Annotated in this window: 17 protein-coding genes; 8 read left to right on the top strand and 9 right to left on the bottom strand. The window is 71.8% G+C overall.

Annotated elements, in window-relative coordinates:
- Positions 1 to 4 precede the first annotated feature (4 nt).
- From ACQP2F_RS07600 to ACQP2F_RS07580, 5 genes are all read right to left on the bottom strand, one after another.
- Positions 5 to 961 carry a quinone oxidoreductase family protein gene (locus tag ACQP2F_RS07600; protein WP_433301954.1) on the bottom strand — a complete coding sequence of 319 codons (957 nt, stop codon included), beginning with the start codon at positions 959 to 961 and terminating at the stop codon, positions 5 to 7.
- Positions 961 to 1,323, bottom strand: coding sequence for a hypothetical protein (locus tag ACQP2F_RS07595; RefSeq protein ID WP_433301952.1), 363 nt, complete (start codon positions 1,321 to 1,323; stop codon positions 961 to 963). The genes ACQP2F_RS07600 and ACQP2F_RS07595 overlap by 1 nt, the downstream gene beginning before the upstream one ends.
- Positions 1,320 to 2,183, bottom strand: coding sequence for an extradiol ring-cleavage dioxygenase (locus ACQP2F_RS07590; RefSeq protein ID WP_433301951.1), 864 nt, complete (start codon positions 2,181 to 2,183; stop codon positions 1,320 to 1,322). The genes ACQP2F_RS07595 and ACQP2F_RS07590 overlap by 4 nt, the downstream gene beginning before the upstream one ends.
- A 2-nt stretch (positions 2,184 to 2,185) precedes the next feature.
- A complete protein-coding gene (locus ACQP2F_RS07585; protein WP_433301949.1) occupies positions 2,186 to 2,947 on the bottom strand; it encodes a citryl-CoA lyase in 762 nt (253 codons plus the stop codon).
- Positions 2,948 to 3,015: 68 nt separating this feature from the next.
- The gene (locus ACQP2F_RS07580) at positions 3,016 to 4,167 is read right to left on the bottom strand and encodes a CaiB/BaiF CoA transferase family protein (protein ID WP_433301947.1); all 1,152 of its coding nucleotides are present in this window, start codon (positions 4,165 to 4,167) and stop codon (positions 3,016 to 3,018) included.
- Between the two features lie 162 nt (positions 4,168 to 4,329).
- Between ACQP2F_RS07580 and ACQP2F_RS07575 the strand changes: the two genes are divergently transcribed.
- The 3 genes from ACQP2F_RS07575 (at position 4,330) to ACQP2F_RS07565 (ending at position 6,955) form a co-directional block, all read left to right on the top strand.
- The gene (locus ACQP2F_RS07575) at positions 4,330 to 5,736 is read left to right on the top strand and encodes an amidohydrolase family protein (protein ID WP_433301945.1); all 1,407 of its coding nucleotides are present in this window, start codon (positions 4,330 to 4,332) and stop codon (positions 5,734 to 5,736) included.
- 9 nt (positions 5,737 to 5,745) lie between these two features.
- Complete coding sequence (locus tag ACQP2F_RS07570; RefSeq protein WP_433301943.1) at positions 5,746 to 6,549, top strand: IclR family transcriptional regulator domain-containing protein; 804 nt, start codon at positions 5,746 to 5,748, stop codon at positions 6,547 to 6,549.
- Positions 6,550 to 6,643: 94 nt separating this feature from the next.
- Entirely contained in the window at positions 6,644 to 6,955 is a 312-nt protein-coding gene (locus tag ACQP2F_RS07565; RefSeq protein ID WP_433301941.1) for a hypothetical protein, read from the top strand.
- A 23-nt stretch (positions 6,956 to 6,978) separates the two neighbouring features.
- On the opposite strand, the gene ACQP2F_RS07560 is transcribed toward ACQP2F_RS07565, so the two are convergent.
- A complete protein-coding gene (locus ACQP2F_RS07560) occupies positions 6,979 to 7,611 on the bottom strand; it encodes a MarR family winged helix-turn-helix transcriptional regulator (RefSeq protein ID WP_433301939.1) in 633 nt (210 codons plus the stop codon).
- 100 nt (positions 7,612 to 7,711) lie between these two features.
- Between ACQP2F_RS07560 and ACQP2F_RS07555 the strand changes: the two genes are divergently transcribed.
- Positions 7,712 to 8,344 carry an FMN-dependent NADH-azoreductase gene (locus ACQP2F_RS07555; RefSeq protein WP_433301937.1) on the top strand — a complete coding sequence of 211 codons (633 nt, stop codon included), beginning with the start codon at positions 7,712 to 7,714 and terminating at the stop codon, positions 8,342 to 8,344.
- Between the two features lie 43 nt (positions 8,345 to 8,387).
- Here ACQP2F_RS07555 and dnaJ read toward each other — a convergent pair whose 3' ends face one another.
- Positions 8,388 to 9,530 carry a molecular chaperone DnaJ gene (gene dnaJ, locus ACQP2F_RS07550; RefSeq protein WP_433301935.1) on the bottom strand — a complete coding sequence of 381 codons (1,143 nt, stop codon included), beginning with the start codon at positions 9,528 to 9,530 and terminating at the stop codon, positions 8,388 to 8,390.
- A 14-nt stretch (positions 9,531 to 9,544) separates the two neighbouring features.
- Complete coding sequence (hrcA, locus tag ACQP2F_RS07545) at positions 9,545 to 10,567, bottom strand: heat-inducible transcriptional repressor HrcA (protein WP_433301933.1); 1,023 nt, start codon at positions 10,565 to 10,567, stop codon at positions 9,545 to 9,547.
- Positions 10,568 to 10,723: 156 nt separating this feature from the next.
- Between hrcA and ACQP2F_RS07540 the strand changes: the two genes are divergently transcribed.
- Positions 10,724 to 11,311 (top strand): DUF4870 domain-containing protein, encoded by a 588-nt coding sequence (locus tag ACQP2F_RS07540; protein WP_433301931.1) that lies wholly within the window; start codon positions 10,724 to 10,726, stop codon positions 11,309 to 11,311.
- Positions 11,312 to 11,344: 33 nt separating this feature from the next.
- On the opposite strand, the gene hemW is transcribed toward ACQP2F_RS07540, so the two are convergent.
- The gene (gene hemW, locus ACQP2F_RS07535) at positions 11,345 to 12,547 is read right to left on the bottom strand and encodes a radical SAM family heme chaperone HemW (RefSeq protein ID WP_433301929.1); all 1,203 of its coding nucleotides are present in this window, start codon (positions 12,545 to 12,547) and stop codon (positions 11,345 to 11,347) included.
- A 36-nt stretch (positions 12,548 to 12,583) separates the two neighbouring features.
- Between hemW and ACQP2F_RS07530 the strand changes: the two genes are divergently transcribed.
- The 3 genes from ACQP2F_RS07530 to ACQP2F_RS07520 all read left to right on the top strand — a co-directional run bounded on the left by ACQP2F_RS07530 (position 12,584) and on the right by ACQP2F_RS07520 (position 16,040).
- The gene (locus ACQP2F_RS07530) at positions 12,584 to 13,360 is read left to right on the top strand and encodes an enoyl-CoA hydratase-related protein (RefSeq protein WP_433301927.1); all 777 of its coding nucleotides are present in this window, start codon (positions 12,584 to 12,586) and stop codon (positions 13,358 to 13,360) included.
- Between the two features lie 83 nt (positions 13,361 to 13,443).
- Complete coding sequence (locus ACQP2F_RS07525; protein WP_433301925.1) at positions 13,444 to 14,301, top strand: hypothetical protein; 858 nt, start codon at positions 13,444 to 13,446, stop codon at positions 14,299 to 14,301.
- A gap of 119 nt (positions 14,302 to 14,420) precedes the next feature.
- A complete protein-coding gene (locus ACQP2F_RS07520) occupies positions 14,421 to 16,040 on the top strand; it encodes a PAS domain-containing protein (protein ID WP_433301924.1) in 1,620 nt (539 codons plus the stop codon).
- Positions 16,041 to 16,110 lie beyond the last annotated feature (70 nt).

Below are 16,110 nucleotides of genomic sequence, written 5' to 3'. Positions count from 1 at the left end.
CGGCTCACAGCACCAGCACCAGCCGGCCGTCCGTGTCGCCCGCGGCCTGGCGGGACCAGGCCTCGGCGACGTCGGCGAACGGCACCACCTCGTGCGCCACCGTGAGCCGCCCGGCCGCCGCGTGCCCGGCCACCTCGGCCAGCGACTCGGCCCGCTGCGCCACCGACAGCGCGTTGTTGGTGTAGCCGAGCACCCGGAGCGAGCCGCTGCGCAGCGTCGCCGAGTCGATCGGCGCGGTCGGCGCGGCCGAGCCGCCCAGGTTGACCAGCCGGCCGCCCGGGCGCAGCACCCGCAGCGCGGCCGCGGCCGGCACGCCGAAGACCGGGCCGAGCACCAGGTCGGCCGGGCCCGCCGCGTCCCGGATCCGGTCGGCGAGCGAGGCCGGGTCGTCGTCGGGCCGCAGCCGCACGGCCTCGGCGGCGCCGAGCCGGACCGCGCGCTCGCCCGCCGCGGCCGAGCGGGCCACGGCGACCACCCGGCCGGCGCCGGAGAGCAACGCGAGCTGGACGGCGGCCTGGCCGACCACGCCGCCGGCGCCGAGCACGATCACCGTCTCGCCCGGGGTGAGCCCGCCGGTGCGGACCAGCGCCGAGTGGGCGGCCACCGCCGAGAGGCCCAGGGCCGCGACCAGCGGCAGCGGCACCCCGCGCGGCAGCGGGACGACGTCCACATGGGGCACCGCGACGGCGCCGGCCATGCTGCCGTCACCGGGCCGCATGCCGGCCGAGGTGGCGAACCAGACCGGGGTGCCGTCGTCGCGGTGGCCGACGCCCTGCACGCCCGGCACGTAGGGCGTGGCCGGCACCCCGAAGTAGCTGGTGCCGCTCGCGCAGAGCAGGTCGAGCGGGGTGATCGGCGCCGCCGCCACGGTGACCGGCACCTCGCCCGCGCCGGCCACCGGCGCCGGCCGCTTCTCCAGTGCCGGCGGCCGGCCGCAGATCCGCAGCACGGCGGCCGGCATCATGTCGCGATGTCCGGGTAGGGCAGCGCGAAGTGGGCCATCCGCGCCCCGTACGCCTTCTGATATTCCAGCGGCTCGGTGTTGTCCCGCTCGAACATCGCGATGAAGAGGGTCAGCGTCAGGAACGGATGGGCGCCCAGCTCGAACAGCTTGCAGTGGTCGTGGCCGATCAGCGCCTCGCGCTCCTCGCCGGTGAAGCGCTGCCAGGTGCTCGCCTCGCCGGTGAGGCAGTTGAGCACCTGGTTCGCGCGCTCGGCCTCCCACCACGTGACCAGCTCCCGCGGCGACTCCCGGTAGCGCTCGACCAGCTCGGGATCGCGGTCCACCGTGTACAGGAACTTGTTCAGCAGGTACTTGCTCATGCCGGCGCTCCGTTCGGATACCAGGTGAAGTACGCCTCCATGGTGTGGAACAGGTCGAGGCTGTCGACGTGGTCGGCCTTCGCCCCCGCCCCGGCGACGCCCATCATCAGCATGAAATCCATGAAGCCGTGGGTGGCGTTGCCCGGCGAGTGCAGGCTCTCCAGCGACACCTCGCGCAGGCAGCTGTCGAGGTCGCCGGTGGCGATCCACTCGACGGCCTTGCGGTCGAACTCGGGGTCGGGGCCGTGCGGTCCGAACTGCCGGGGACCGCCGAGCTCGAGCGACAGGTGCCCGGTGCCGATGATCGCGACCCGCAGGTGCGACGGCCACTCCTCGACGATCTTGCGGATGGCCTCGCCGAGCGCCACGAACCGGGACGGCTGCGGCAGCGGCGGCGCGAAGATGTTGGTGTAGATCGGGACGATCGGCAGGTCGGCCTCGGGCCGCAGCGTGATGATCGGGCAGGTGACGCTGTGGTCGATCCGCAGCTCGTTGCTGAACGCGAGGTCGAAGCCGCGGTCGAGGCCGGAGCGCAGGATGTGCGCCGACAGGTCCTCCTGGCCCTTGAGCAGCATCCGCGGCAGGCCGAACTCGCGCTCCTCGTTGTACCAGTTGGCGTCGTAGAACGGCGCCTTGCCGACCAGGAACTGCGGCATGTTGTCCAGCCACAGCTGGTGGAAGTGGTCGGAGCCGACCATCACCAGCACGTCGGGGTTCGCCCGGGTCAGCGTCTCCCGGAACGCCGTGATCTTGGAGACCCACTCGTCCGCGAACGGCGGCCGGTCGTCGCCGGTGGCGGTGCTGGCGCGGTAGTAGAACGGATGGTGGGTCGAGGCGATGACCGCGACGATGCTGGCCATAGTCAGTCCTCTCGGGAGCCGGGAAGGGGTTCGTAGACGGCGTTCCGGTCGACGGTGAGATAGATGTCGTTCGCGATCGGCCGGCGGCGCTCCTCGGCCAGCTGGCCGAGCAGCCCGGCCGCCCGGGCCAGCAGCGCGAACCCGCGCAGCAGGTCGGTGGGCAGGCCGAGGTCGGCGAGCGCGGCGCCGCACACGCCGGCGCCGTTGAGCGGCAGCTTCCGGCCCAGCACCTGGGGGTGGACCCGGCCGATCGCCTCGAACAGCCGCAGGTGCGGGCCGCGCAGGCCCTCCTGCTCGGCGATGCCGATCAGCACCGGCGTGCGCGGGTCCTCCTCCTTGTGCACCGGGTGGCCCAGGCCGGGGATGATCCGGCGCTGCTCGCGGGCCTTGCGTACGGCCTCGAGCGCGATCACGTCGTAGTCCCGCTCGGTGCCGGCCTCGACCAGGGTGTCGGCGAGGAACCGGCCGCAGTCCTCGGTCACGCCCAGGAACCGGGAGCCGCCGCCGAGCAGGCCGGCCGCGAGCGCTCCCTGCAGGGAGTCCGGGGCCGAGAGGTACGTGAGCCGGGCCGCGATCGCCGTGGGCGTGAAGCCGTGGTCGGCCAGCGCCACCAGCACCGCCTCGAACAGCCGGGTCTCGCCGGCGGTCGGCCGCCGCCCGGCCACCAGCCAGTACGCCAGCTCGCCGAACCCGACCTTGCCCATCAGCTCGGCGGCCAGGTCCTTACCCAGCAGCGAGATGGTCTCCGGGGTGGACGTGCCCAAGCCCGTCGGAAATCTCAGCTCTTCCTTTTTGGCGGGTTCTCCGCGCCGTCCGGAGGACCAGGCGCCGGTCAGCGGCTCAGCCACGCGCGGATCTCCTCACCGTGCTCGTCGAGGGTGGGCGGCGGCAGCTCGTACGCCGCCGGGGTCTCGGAAAACGTGATCGGGTTGCGCACCGCCGGCACGCCGCCCGCGTCGATCACCGGGTGCAGGCCCAGCTCGCCGGCCAGGGCCACGCCACCGTCGATGGTGTTGATCGGCGCGCACGGCACCCCGGCCGCGAGCAGGTCGCGGAACCACTCGTCCTTGCCCCGCTTGGCCAGCCGCTCGACCAGGATCGGGCGCAGCTCCTCCCGGTTCGCCGTACGGTCCTGGTTGCGGCCGAAGCGCGGATCGTCCGGCAGGTCGGGCAGGTCGAGCACCTGGCACAGCTTGCGGAACTGCCCGTCGTTGCCCGCGATCACGATCAGCTCGCCGTCGGCGGTGGGCAGGGGCTCGTACGGGAAGAGGCTGGGATGTGCGTTTCCCATCCGGTACGGGATCGTGCCGCTCGCGACGTAGCCGCTGGAATGGTTGACCAGGCCGGAGAGGGCCGAGCTCAGCAGGTTCACCTCGACGTGCTGGCCACGCCCGGACCGCGCCCGGTGGTTCAGCGCGGCGAGGATGCCGATCGTGGCATGCATGCCGGCCATCACGTCGAAGACCGAGATGCCGGCCCGGTACGGCGGCCCGTCCGGATCACCGGTGAGACTCATGAGCCCGGAGATCGCCTGCACCATCAGGTCGTATCCCGGCATCTCGGCGCCGGCCCCCGAGCCGAAGCCGCTGATGCTGGCGTAAATGATCTTCTCGTTGGCCGCCGCGACCGACTCGTAGTCCAGGCCGAACCGGGACAGACCACCGGGCTTGAAGTTCTCGATCATGATGTCGGCGCGCCGGGCGAGCTCCTGCGCCGCTTCCAAATCGGCGGCGTCCTTGAGGTTGAGCGCAATCGACCTCTTATTCCGATTTATACCGAGATAGTAGGTCGAGACGCCCTCGCGAGTCGGCGGCATCCACGTGCGGGTGTCGTCCCCCGTCGGCCCCTCCACCTTGATCACCTGCGCGCCCAGGTCGGCCAGGAGCATCGTCGCGTACGGCCCGGCCAGGATCCGCGAGAAATCCGCGACCAGCAGACCGTCCAATGGGCCCTGCGCCATCATCACCGCCCGTTCTGCGGACACTCGTCCGCGCAATCAGCCTGCCCCCGCTCAGGCGGCCTGTCAACGGCGGTTTTACAAAACCGAAACAGCCTCTTGACCGTCCAGGTGACCGGGAGCACACTGACGCCACTCGCCCTGCCCGCTGTGCGGACAGTGGTCCGGAACCTCCCGAAAGGATGGGCGATGAGCGACAGCGACCGGCCGGTGGTCTTCCGAAACGGCCTGGTTCTCACCATGGACGACGCGCACACCGTGCTCAAGGATGCCGACGTGCTGATCGTCGACGGCAAGATCGCCGAGGTCGGCCCCGGCCTGACCGCCCCCGACGGCGCCGTCGAGATCGACGCGAGCGGCGGGATCGTGATGCCGGGCATGGTCGACACCCACCGGCACATGTGGCAGACCGCCATGCGGGGGTACGGCGCCGACTGGACCCTCACCCAGTACTTCGTCTGGTACTACCTGGAGTCGGGCAAGCTGTTCCGCCCCGAGGACATCTACGCCGGCAACCTGCTCGGCGCGATCGAGGCCATCGACGCCGGCGTCACGACGACGGTGGACTGGTCGCACGGGTTGCAGACCACGGATCATGCCGACGCCGCGGTCGACGCGCTCGAGGCCGTGCCGGGGCGCTTCGTCCTCGCGTACGGGAATATCCAGCAGGGTCCCTGGGAGTGGTCGACCACCGACGAGTTCCGCGACTTCTACCGCCGGCGCATCGACGGCGGGAAACTGGCCGGCTTCCAGATGGCGTTCGACATCCCCGGCGACCCCACGTTCCAGGAGAAGGCCGCCTTCGAGGTCGCGCGCGAGCTCGGGGCGTCGGTCACCACCCACGCCGGCGTCTGGGGCGCCACCAACGACGACGGCATCCGGCTCATGTACGAGAACGGCTTCATGACCCCCGGGACCGTGTACGTGCACGCGGCCTCGCTGAGCAGCGACTCGTACCACCGGATCGCGGCCACCGGCGGGTCCGTCTCGGTCTCGACCGAAAGTGAGCAGAGCGCCGGCCAGGGCTACCCGCCCACCTGGCAGCTGCGCAAGCACGACGTGCCGGTGTCGCTCTCGATGGACACCAGCGTGTGGTGGAGCGGCGACCTGTTCTCGGCGATGCGCACCACGCTCAGCGCCGACCGGGTCCGCGAGCACCAGGAGGCGCACGGCAAGAAGGAGACGGTCACCCACCACGCGCTGCGGGCCGAGCAGGTCGTCGACTGGGGCACCCGGGGCGGGGCCAAGGCGCTCGGCCTGGACTCGTCGATCGGCGCGCTCACGCCCGGTCGCCAGGGTGACGTGGTGCTGATCAAGAACGACGCCTCGCCGGCGATGTTCCCGGTCCTCAACCCGTACGGCCACGTGGTGTTCCAGGCGCAGCGCGGCGACGTGCACACGGTCGTGGTCGGCGGCCGCATCGTGAAGCGGGACGGCCGGCTCGTGGACGTCGATCTCGCGGCCGCCCGGGCCAAGGTGGACGCCACCATCGCGTACCTGCGGGAGACGATGGGCGAAGAGGCGTGGCAGCGCGGCATGAACCCGGACATCCCCGAGGCTCGCATCCTGCACAACCCGTACCAGTACACCAAGTAGGGTGCCCCAATGACCGACAGCGGAAGGGGCGCCGGACCCGATTTCATCGAGGCCCTGGCTCGCGGCCTCGACGTCCTGCGCTCCTTCCGCCCCGGCACGCCGGCCATGACGCTCAGCGAGATCGCCGGGCAGACCGGCCTGGCCCGGCCGACGGTCCGCCGCATCCTCATCACGCTCGAGGCGCTCGGCTACGTGCGCGCCGCCGACCGCGGCTACGCGCTCACCCCCCGGGTGCTGGACCTGGGCATGGCGTACGTGAACGCGCTGAGCATGTGGGATGTCGCCCGCCCGCACATGGAACGGCTGGTCGCGCAGACCAACGAGTCGACGTCGATGGCCCAGCTCGACGGCGGCGACATCGTCTACGTGGCCCGGGTCGCGGTCCCGAAGATCGTGACTCTGGCCGTGACCATCGGCACCCGCTTCCCGGCGCCGGCCACCTCGATGGGCAAGGTGCTGCTGGCCGCCCTGCCGCCGGCCGAGCTACCCCGGGTGCTCGCCGAGGCCTCCCGTTCCGGCATCACCGCCCGCTGGCAGCCGTCGGCCGAGGAGCTGGACGCCGCGCTGCGCGAGGTACGGGCCAAGGGCTGGGCGCTGGCCGACCAGGACCTGGCCCCCGGCATCCGCTCGATAGCGACCGGCGTCCGCGACGGCGACGGCAACGTGGTGGCCGCCATCAACGTGACCGTGCACGCCGCCGAGACGTCGGTCGAGACGCTGCTCGAGGACCACCTGCCCAAGCTGCTGCGCACCGCGGCCGAGATCAGCCACGACTGGTCGCTGACCGCGGCCGTCCCCGCCGTCACCGTTTGATCAGTTCCTCGGTGGCCGCCAGTCCCGGCGCCGGCCGCTGGGCGATGTCGCGGCTCGGCGTGCGGCGGAGCTGACCCGGTGCCAACCTGATCTCATGAAGCACGTCGACGACCTGTTCGACCCCGAGCCCGACCGCTGGGGGCTGCGGGGCGATCCCTGGGTCTGGCAGGCGATGCGCGACCACCTCCAGGGCACCTATCTGCCGCCGACGGTCGGTGAGGCCGAGGCCATGCTCTACAACGCCTTCAACCGCATCGTCGGCGTCGATCTCGCGACCGAGATCGCGCCCTCGGTCTACCGCGCCGAGTTCGCGCACGGCGGCATGTCGTCCGGCCAGGTGCACCTGGACACCTGGCGCGCCAAGCTCATGCCGCTGCTGATCGACCGAGCAAGAGCCAAGATCTGAGGCACCGCCGCGGCCGGCCGTGCTCAGCACCGCGGCTCGATCACCGCCTCGGTGCAGGCCGAGCCGGCCTCGGTGCAAGCCGAGTCCGCGGCCGCGCTGACGATGAACCGGTCCGTGGCCGCCTCGCCCTCGACCGCCGCCTCGACGATCGCCCGGTCCAGCGCCACCGCGACCTCGGGGCCGGCCACCTGCAGGAGCTGGCGGCTGATCTGCTGAAGCTGGCGCACCTGCTCGGGCGTGAGCACGTCGAACACCAGGCGCCGGGCCTCGCGGACGTGCGCCGGAGCGGCCGAGGCCAGCATGGCGAAGCCCTTCTCGGTGAGCATCGCCTCGGTGCAGCGCACCTCGCCGTTGTGCACCACGCGCCGCACCCAGCCCTGCCGCTCGAGCCGGCTGACCGCGTGCGACAGGCGCGACGCCGACCCGCCCGCGAACAGCGCCAGCGCATTCATCCGGACCGGCCGGCCGGGCGGGCGGGACAGCGCGACCAGGATCGAGTACTCGAAGAAGTTGAGCCCCGAGTCGCGCTTGAGCTGAGCGTCGATCGCGGTCGGCAGGGTCATCAGCAGCGAGATCAAGGTCATCCAGGCGCCGCGCTCGTCGTCGTGGAGCCAGGGGACCTCGTCGTCCGGCGGCAGCGTCGTGGTGTTGGTCACCACCACAGGGTACCCGTGTTGAACATTCAATGCTTGTCGTGGCAAGCTTCTGAGCGAGGCGGTGTTGAACATTCAATACCCCAGATCAGGGAGCATAACCGTGACCGTTCTTCGCATCGACGCCAGCATCATGGGCCCGCACTCGGCCAGCAGCGAGCTCGCCGACATCGCCGAGGCCGAGTGGCTGGCCGTCCGGCCGGAGACCACGTTCGTGCGCCGCCACCTCGGCGCCGACCCGCTGCCGGCGGACGCCTGGGCCACCGCCGTCCACGCCGGCTTCACCCCCGAGGAGCAGCGCACCGAGCAGCAGCGGGCGGCGGTCGCGCTGGCCGCCACGCTGGCGAGCGAGCTGCGCGACGCCGACGCCGTGATCCTGGCGCTGCCGCTCTACAACTGGGGCGTCTCCCAGCACGCCAAGACCTGGTTCGACCTGGCCATCGCCGGCGGCAGCCAGGGCGAGCGCCTGCTCGACGGCAAGCCCGCCGTCGTGCTGACCACCCGGGGTGGCGGCTACGGCCCCGGCACCCCGCGCGAGGGCTGGGACCACAACACCGCGTACCTGCGCCGGATCGTCGCCGACGTCTGGGGCGCCGACCTGACGCTGGTCGAGCGCGAGCTGACGCTGGCCGGCGTGAACCCGGCGATGGACCCGTTCCTGGAGACCGCCGAGCTGATGAAGAAGGCCGCCCACGAGGCCGCCGTCCACGCGGGCCGCACCCTCGCCGCTCGCTGAGCGGGCAACCACGGCATGGTTCCCGGCATCGCCGGGAACCATGTCAGTGCCCGTTGAACGCGTCCCGCATCCGGCTGAAGAACCCGCCCTGCTTGCTCAGCTCGGCCACGTCTTCCCCGCGCGTCTTGGCGAACTCGCGCAGCATCCGCTCCTGCTCGGCGGTCAGCTTGGTCGGCGTCTTCACGTCGAGATGCACGAAGAGGTCGCCCCGGCCCTGACCCCGCAGGTGCGGCACGCCCTTGCCGCGGATGCGCAGCGTCGACGCCGGCTGGGTGCCGGACTTCACCTCGATCGCCTCTTCGCTGTCGAGCGTCTTGATCGTCAGGCGGGTGCCGAGCGCCGCCGCCGTCATCGGCAGGGTCACCCGGCAGTGCAGGTCGTCGCCCTTGCGGGAGTAGACGTCGTGCGGCCGCTCGTGGATCTCGACGTACAGGTCGCCGGCCGTGCCGCCGCCCGGGCCGACCTCGCCCTGCTGGGCCAGGCGGATGCGCATGCCGTCCTCGACGCCGGCCGGGATCTTCACGGTCAGTGAGCGACGGGTACGCACCCGGCCGTCGCCGGCGCAGGTCGGGCAGGGGTGCGGGATGATCGTGCCGTGGCCCTGGCAGGTCGAGCAGGGACGGGACGAGACGACCTGGCCCAGGAACGTGCGCTGCACGCTCTGCACCTCGCCGCGGCCGCCACAGGTCTCGCAGGTGGCCAGGTGGGTGCCGGGCGCGGTGCCGGCCCCGGAGCACTGGGTGCACAGCACCGCCGTGTCGACCGTGATCGGGGCCTCGACGCCGAACGCCGTCTCGACCAGGTCGAGCTCCAGCCGCAGGATCGCGTCGGCGCCGGGCCGGGTGCGCGGCCGCGGCCCCCGGGACCCGCCGCCGGCGGCGGTGCCGAAGAAGGCGTCCATGATGTCCTGGAACCCGACGAACGGGCCGCCCGGACCGCCGGCGCCACCCGGGCCCGCGCCGCCACCGGGCGCGAGCGGGTCACCGCCGAGGTCGACGATCTGCCGCTTCTGGTCGTCGGAGAGGACCTCGTACGCCGCGTTGATGTCCTTGAACTTCTCGTGCGCCTCCGGATCGGGGTTGACGTCCGGGTGGTACTGCCGAGCCAGCTTCCGGTAGGCGCGCTTGATCTCGTCGTCGGTCGCCTCCCGGCTCACGCCGAGAATGCCGTAGTAATCCTTGGCCACGGGGTTTGGAGTCCTCAATTCTGTGCCAGCAGGTCGCCGACGTAGCGTGCCACCGCGCGGACGGTGGCGATGGTGCCGGGGTAATCCATCCGGGTGGGGCCGAGCACACCGAGGCCACCAACGATAGTCGCGCCCGGTCCGTAACCGGTGCTGACCACCGACGTCGACCGCAGGTTGTCTATCTCGTTCTCGTCGCCGATCCGGACCCGCGTCTTGCTCGGCTCGAGGTCACCGATGAGCTTGAGCAGGATGACCTCCTCCTCCAGCGCCTCGAGCACGGGACGCAACGTGCCCTGGAAGTCCAGCACACCGCCCCGTGTCAAGTTCGCCGTTCCGGCGAGCATGAGACGCTCCTCGCTGCGCTCGACCAGGGTCTCGAGCAGCACGCTCGCCAGGCACGCCATCGTGCCGCGGTGACCGGGCGCACAGTCGTCGACCAGGCCCTGCACGAGCGGCGGGGTGTCGGCCAGCCGCTGGCCGGCGAGCTTCTCGTTGACCTTGCGGCGCAGGTCGGTCACGTCGTCGGCGGCGACCGGCCCGGGCAGCTCGACCAGCCGCTGCTCGACCCGCCCGGTGTCGGCGATCATCACGAGCATGAGCCGGGTGGTGGAGATCGGCACGAGCTCGAGGTGCCGGACGCTGGACCGGGCGAGCGACGGATATTGCACGACCGCGACCTGGCGGGTCAGCTGGGCGAGCAGGCGCACGGTGCGGTGCACCACGTCGTCGAGGTCGACGGCGCCGATCAGGAAGCGCTCGATCGCCCGGCGCTCGGCCGGGCTGAGCGGCTTGACCTTGGAGAGGCGGTCGACGAACAGGCGGTAGCCCGCGTCGGTGGGCACCCGGCCGGCGCTGGTGTGCGGCTGGCGGATGTAGCCCTCCTCCTCCAGCACGGCCATGTCGTTGCGCACGGTGGCCGGCGAGACGCCGAGCTGGTGCCGCTCGACCAGGGCCTTGCTGCCGACCGGCTCCTGGGTCTCGACGTAGTCCTCGACGATCGCCCGCAGCACCTCGAGCTTGCGGTCATCCAGACTCATGACCCCTCCCTCCGAGCGTGCTGGCACTCCCCGTGACAGAGTGCCAGTCTACGTCGCCTCGGGCGGCAACGCGATGATCGAGTGAACTGTCTATTCATCGACTCCGACCGCATGTCGCTCTCGACCGTATTGAGCTGCGGTCCTACGGTGTCAGCCATGACTGAACCACCTCGCCCGCCCGGTGAGGGCGCCGCCCCGGGAGGCGGGTCCAACGACCCCACCGCGCCGTTCAACCCATATGGGGCCAACGAGCCGACCTCCGGTTCGACACCGCCCTCTTCGCCGCCCCCGCCGCCGGGAGGCTACGCTCCTCCGCCCTCCGGTGGCTACAACCCCCCGCCGGCCGGTGGCTACAACCCGCCGCCGCAGTACGGCGGCTACAACCAGGCGCCGGCCGGCTCCGGCCTCGACGACAAGAACTGGATCCTGATCAACCACTTCGGCGGCGCGGCCGGCGCCTTCCTCGGTGGTGGCTGCTCGGGCTGGATCGTGCCGCTGATCGTGCTGCTGGCCCGGGGCAACCAGTCGCCGGTGGTGCGGGCCGAGGCGGTCAAGGCGCTGAACTTCCAGATCCTCTGGTCGATCATCGCGCTGGTCGGCTGGGCGACGACCTGCCTGGTCATCGGCTTCATCATCGGCCCGGTGGCCTGGCTCATCGCGATCATCTTCGGCGTCATCGCCGGCGTCAAGGCGAGCAACAACGAGCCGTACAACTACCCGATGACGGTCCAGATCATCAAGTAAGCGTCGATGGCGCCGGGGCGGGGGCCCGGCGCTTCACACCACCTCACGGACGACGGCGTCGGCCAGGAGGCGGCCGCGCAAGGTCAAGATCAACTGCCCTTGGGCGTACGCTTCGCGGTCGAGCAGCCCGTCGTCGAGCGCCCGTCTCGCGCCCGCCCGGTCGACCCGCGCGAGCGGGATCCCCTCGCGCAGCCGCACCCGCAGCATGACGTCCTCCACGTGCCGGTCCTCCTCGGTGAGGACCTCCCGCGCGTGACCGGACGAGACGCCGGCGGCGAGCCTCGTTCCGTACGCCGCCGGGTGTTTGACGTTCCACCAGCGCACCCCGCCGACATGGCTGTGCGCGCCGGGCCCGAGCCCCCACCAGTCGGCGCCGGTCCAGTAGAGCAGGTTGTGCCGGCAGCGGGCGTCCTCGCCGGTGGCCCAGTTGGAAACCTCGTACCAGCCGAAACCCGCCTCGGTCAGGGCCGCCTCGGCCGCGAGATAGCGATCGGCGGCCACGTCGTCGGACGGGAACGGCAGCTCGCCGCGGCGCATGCGGGCGGCCATCCGGGTGCCGTCCTCCACGATCAGGGCGTACGCGCTGACGTGGTCGACACCGGCGTCGATCACCGTGCGGAGCGACTCGGCGAAGTCATCCGCCGACTCGCCCGGCGTCCCGTAGATCAGGTCGAGGTTCACGTGCTCGAAGCCGGCCTCGCGCGCCTCCCGGGCCGCCTGCGGCGCCCGCCCCGCCGTGTGCCGCCGGTCCAGGATCTTCAGGACGGCCGGGCTGGACGACTGCATGCCGAGGCTGATCCGGGTGAAGCCGTTGCGGCGCAGCCGGCGCAGATAGTCCGGGTCGACCGACTCCGGGTTGGCCTCGGTCGTGATCTCGGCGTCCGGCGCGAGCCCCCAGGTCTTGTCGATGCCCTCGAGGACGCGGCCCAGGTCGTCGGCGCTGAGCAGGGTCGGGGTGCCGCCCCCGACGAAGACGGTGTCGACCCGCTGCGGGCTTATCGCGTTCCGCGCGAGCCGCAGCTCGGACAGCACCGTCTCGGCGTAGCCCTCGCGACTGACCCCGCCGCCGAGCTCACTGGCCGTATAGGTGTTGAAGTCGCAGTAGCCGCACCGGCTGGCACAGAACGGCACATGCACGTACACCGCGAATCCGTTCTTTCCGGCAGCGGCCGCCGCCTCGGGGGGAAGCGATCCGTCCTCGGGTACGGGATCGCCATCGGGAAGTGCGCCGGCCATCCGTCAAGTGTGCACGCACCCCGTTAAGGTCTCGCCATGGATCTGGTCCGTACCGCCACCGACGCCGGGGTGACCACCGTGACCCTGGACAGCCCGGCCAACCGCAACGCCCTCTCCACGCCGCTGATGACCGAGCTGCTCGAAGCCTTGTCGGCCGCGCTCACCGACCCGGCCGTGCGCGTGGTCGTCCTCTCGCACACCGGCCCGGTCTTCTGCTCGGGCGCCGACCTCAAGGAGACCGCCGAGGCGCGCGCCGCGGGCCGGGTCCCGGCCGAGAAGCTGGCCGACGTCCTGGCCGCGCTGTGGGAGTTCCCGAAGCCGGTCGTCTGCCGGGTGGCCGGTCCGGCCCGGGCCGGCGGCCTGGGCCTGATCGCCGCGGCCGACATCGCGGTCTGCGTGCACGAGGCGACGTTCGCCTTCTCCGAGGTGCGGCTGGGCGTCATCCCGGCCGTGATCAGCGCCACCGTCCTGCCCCGCCTGGCCCCGCGCGCCGCCGCCGATCTCTACCTGACCGGCGACGTCTTCGACGGCCCGCGGGCCCAGGAGGTCGGCCTGGTCACGAAGTCGGTCTCGGCCGAAGGCCTGGACGCGACCGTCGCCGCCTACTGCGACGCCCTGGTCCGCGGCGGACCGCTGGCCCTGGCCGGCGCCAAGCAGCTGCTGCGCCGCACCCCGGGCCCGTCGATCCGGGCCGACCTGGCCGATCTCGCCGAGCGCTCGGGCGGCTACTTCCGGTCGGCCGAGGGCGTCGAGGGCGTCACCGCGTTCCGCGAGAAGCGGCCGGCGGCCTGGGTACCCCTGGGAACACGCTGAGAAGGCCGCCGGTAACAGCTCGGTCTCGCCCTCGTTGATTACCCTTGTTGCCTGAGTCCGCGAGGGTCGCCCGGGAGGTGTGAGTGCGCAAGACACCGGTGGCGGTGCTCGCGGTGCTCGCCCTCGTCGGGACGCTGGGGATCGTGATCGCCGTGCGCGGCATGGACGGGAAGATCCCGCTGCCGGCGATCGGGCCCGAGTGCACGGTTCGCGCCGACGGCGAGGTCACGCTCGACACCGTGCAGATGGCCAATGCCGCGACGATCACGGCGGTCGGCATCCGGCGCGGCATGCCGGAGCGGGCGGTCGTCGTCGCGCTGGCCACCGCGCTGCAGGAGTCCAAGCTGGAGAACCTCGAGGACGGCGACCGCGACTCGATCGGGCTCTTCCAGCAGCGCCCGAGCCAGGGGTGGGGCACGCCGGAGAAGATCCAGGACCCGCGCTACGCCGCCGACAAGTTCTACTCCGCCCTCAAGAAGGTCAAGGGCTGGCAGAAGATGCGGGTCACCGACGCCGCGCAGAAGGTGCAACGCTCGGCCTATCCCAACGCGTACGAGAAATGGGCCGACGAGTCGGCGGTGCTGGCGCGCGCGCTGACCGGCCGGGCCACCGGCGCCGTCGCCTGCACGGTGACCGGGTCGCCGGTGCTGCGGGGCGCGGCCGCGGCGGCGGCGCTGATGGAGGGCCTGAAACGGGATTGGGGCAAGGGCCTGGCCAAGACGCCGGCCGCGGCCCAGGCGGCGGGTCTGACGGTCGCGGTCTCCGATGCGAGCACCGGCTGGCGGTACGCGCATTGGCTCGTTTCGCACGCTTCCGACACCGGCCTCGAACGGGTACGTTTCGCCGATCTCGAATGGCGCGCCCCCGACGGGAAGTGGCAGCCGGTAACCGCCGACACGGGTGCCGACGAGCGCCAGGTCATCGCCCAAGTGTTCAGCTGACGTCGGCAAAGTCCGATCCGGACGATCGGGAACGCTCCCAGTTTCTGATTGCTCTCGGTGATAGCGCAGCGTATATATCGCCGTGGACAGACAGCTACCGCCCTGGTACGAAGTAGAACGTGTCGAGGGCGATCGAATGGATCCTGCTGGGTGCGGCGAGCTTTGTGGCGATCATCGCCGGTGTCCGATGGCACCGTCCCACCCGATTGCTGCCGTGGCTGCTGCTGGCCGGATCGATCGCGTCGCTGGCGATCGGCGACATCTTCTACGCGCTCGACGCGATGTCGGCCGCCGACGCCTGCTACCTCGCGATGTTCGTGCTGGTCGCCGGCGCGCTGCTGCAGTTCACCCGGGGCGGCTCGCTGCTGGTCGACCGCGCCCGCCTGATCGACCTGCTCGCCTTCGCCTGCTCGACGCTGCTGGTCGTCTGGGTGTTCGTGATCGGCGGCAGCGGCCAGATCGGCAAGATCTCGGCCGCCGACGTGATCGGCGACCTGCTCCTGACCGGGGTCGCCGCCCGCCTGGTCTTCGCGGCCGGGCGCAACATCGCGGCGAGCCTGCTGCTGGCGGGCGCGGTGGGCATGCTGGTCAGCGACGTCGTCTATCCGCTGTCGCCGGGCCCGGTCACCGAGGCCGGCTACATCGTCCTCTATGTCACGTGGGGCCTGGCCGCCCTCCACCCGTCGATGACCCACCTGACGCTGCCGATGTCACCGCGGCCGACGCCATGGCGCGGACGATGGGCGGCGCTGCTCGGCGCCGCGGTCGCGACCCCGCCCGTGGTGCTGCTGATCGAAGCGCTCAGCGGCACGGTCCGCGACGGCGTGGTGATCGCGGTGGCCGGGGCGCTGACGCTGCTGATGGCCATCACCCGGCTGTCCGACTCGATCCTGCAGAACAGCCAGGCGGCGAGCCGCGAGCGGGCGCTGCGCACGGCCAGCGGGGCGCTGGTCGCGGCGGCCGACCCGCCCGCCGTCGAGGAGGCGGTGCACGCGGCCGTCGCTCAGCTGATGCCGGGCCGGCCGGCGCGGGTCGTGTTCACCGTCGACGGCGCCGGCGTGCCCCCGGCGTCGGCGTCCCCTCCGCACGAGCGCAGCTGGCTGGTCGGCTCCGACCCGTACGAGACCACCCTGGTCTGCCCGTTGTGGCTGGAGCCGATGTCGGTGGCCCGGCCCAGCGGGGGCGCGCTGATCCTGACCGCCCGCCGCGAGGTGCTGACGGCGACGCGCGACGCTCTGGAGGTGCTGGCCGGCCAGGCGGCGCTCGCTCTCGACCGGATCAGCCTGGTCGAGGCGGTCGGCCGCCGCGACAGCGACCAGTACCTGCGGACCGTGATCGGAAACACAGCCGAGCTCATGCTGGTGATCGACGACGACCAGCGCATCCGGTACGCGAGCCCGGCCGTGCACGAGCTGCTCGGAGAGGATCCGCTCTCGCCCCTCGCGACGCTCGGCGACCTGGTTCACCCCGACGACCGGGACCAGGTCCGCCGGGCGTTCCAGTCGGCCGGCGACGGCACGCTGTTCTGCTCGCTCCGCCGCTCCGACGAGTCCCAGATCCTGATCCAGGCGACCTACCGCGACCTGCGCGAGGACCGGCTGGTCCGCGGCTACGTCCTCACGCTGCACAGCGTGGCCGGCCCGGACGACCCGGTCGACCGGCTCCCCCACCGCGACCACGTCGACGAGCTGCCCGCCTGGGTGAACCGCCGCAGCGCCCAGCACAAGTTCCGGTACTGACCGCCGCCACGCTCCCGCGGCCCTTTCCCACTTTGCCTTGTCGCTTTCCCGTGGACATTGACACACATGA

This window comes from Actinoplanes sp. CA-030573 (genome assembly GCF_050951115.1).
Taxonomy (GTDB): Bacteria; Actinomycetota; Actinomycetes; order Mycobacteriales; family Micromonosporaceae; genus Actinoplanes.
This window is presented reverse-complemented; position numbering and strand designations above follow the sequence as displayed.

Coding starts and splice junctions, on each gene's coding strand:
- ACQP2F_RS07600 (WP_433301954.1), bottom strand. CDS start 961: ATGCCGGCCGCCGTGCTGCGGATCTGCGGCCGGCCGCCGGCACTGGAG.
- ACQP2F_RS07595 (WP_433301952.1), bottom strand. CDS start 1,323: ATGAGCAAGTACCTGCTGAACAAGTTCCTGTACACGGTGGACCGCGAT.
- ACQP2F_RS07590 (WP_433301951.1), bottom strand. CDS start 2,183: ATGGCCAGCATCGTCGCGGTCATCGCCTCGACCCACCATCCGTTCTAC.
- ACQP2F_RS07575 (WP_433301945.1), top strand. CDS start 4,330: ATGAGCGACAGCGACCGGCCGGTGGTCTTCCGAAACGGCCTGGTTCTC.
- ACQP2F_RS07570 (WP_433301943.1), top strand. CDS start 5,746: ATGACCGACAGCGGAAGGGGCGCCGGACCCGATTTCATCGAGGCCCTG.
- ACQP2F_RS07565 (WP_433301941.1), top strand. CDS start 6,644: ATGAAGCACGTCGACGACCTGTTCGACCCCGAGCCCGACCGCTGGGGG.
- hrcA (WP_433301933.1), bottom strand. CDS start 10,567: ATGAGTCTGGATGACCGCAAGCTCGAGGTGCTGCGGGCGATCGTCGAG.
- ACQP2F_RS07540 (WP_433301931.1), top strand. CDS start 10,724: ATGACTGAACCACCTCGCCCGCCCGGTGAGGGCGCCGCCCCGGGAGGC.
- hemW (WP_433301929.1), bottom strand. CDS start 12,547: ATGGCCGGCGCACTTCCCGATGGCGATCCCGTACCCGAGGACGGATCG.
- ACQP2F_RS07530 (WP_433301927.1), top strand. CDS start 12,584: ATGGATCTGGTCCGTACCGCCACCGACGCCGGGGTGACCACCGTGACC.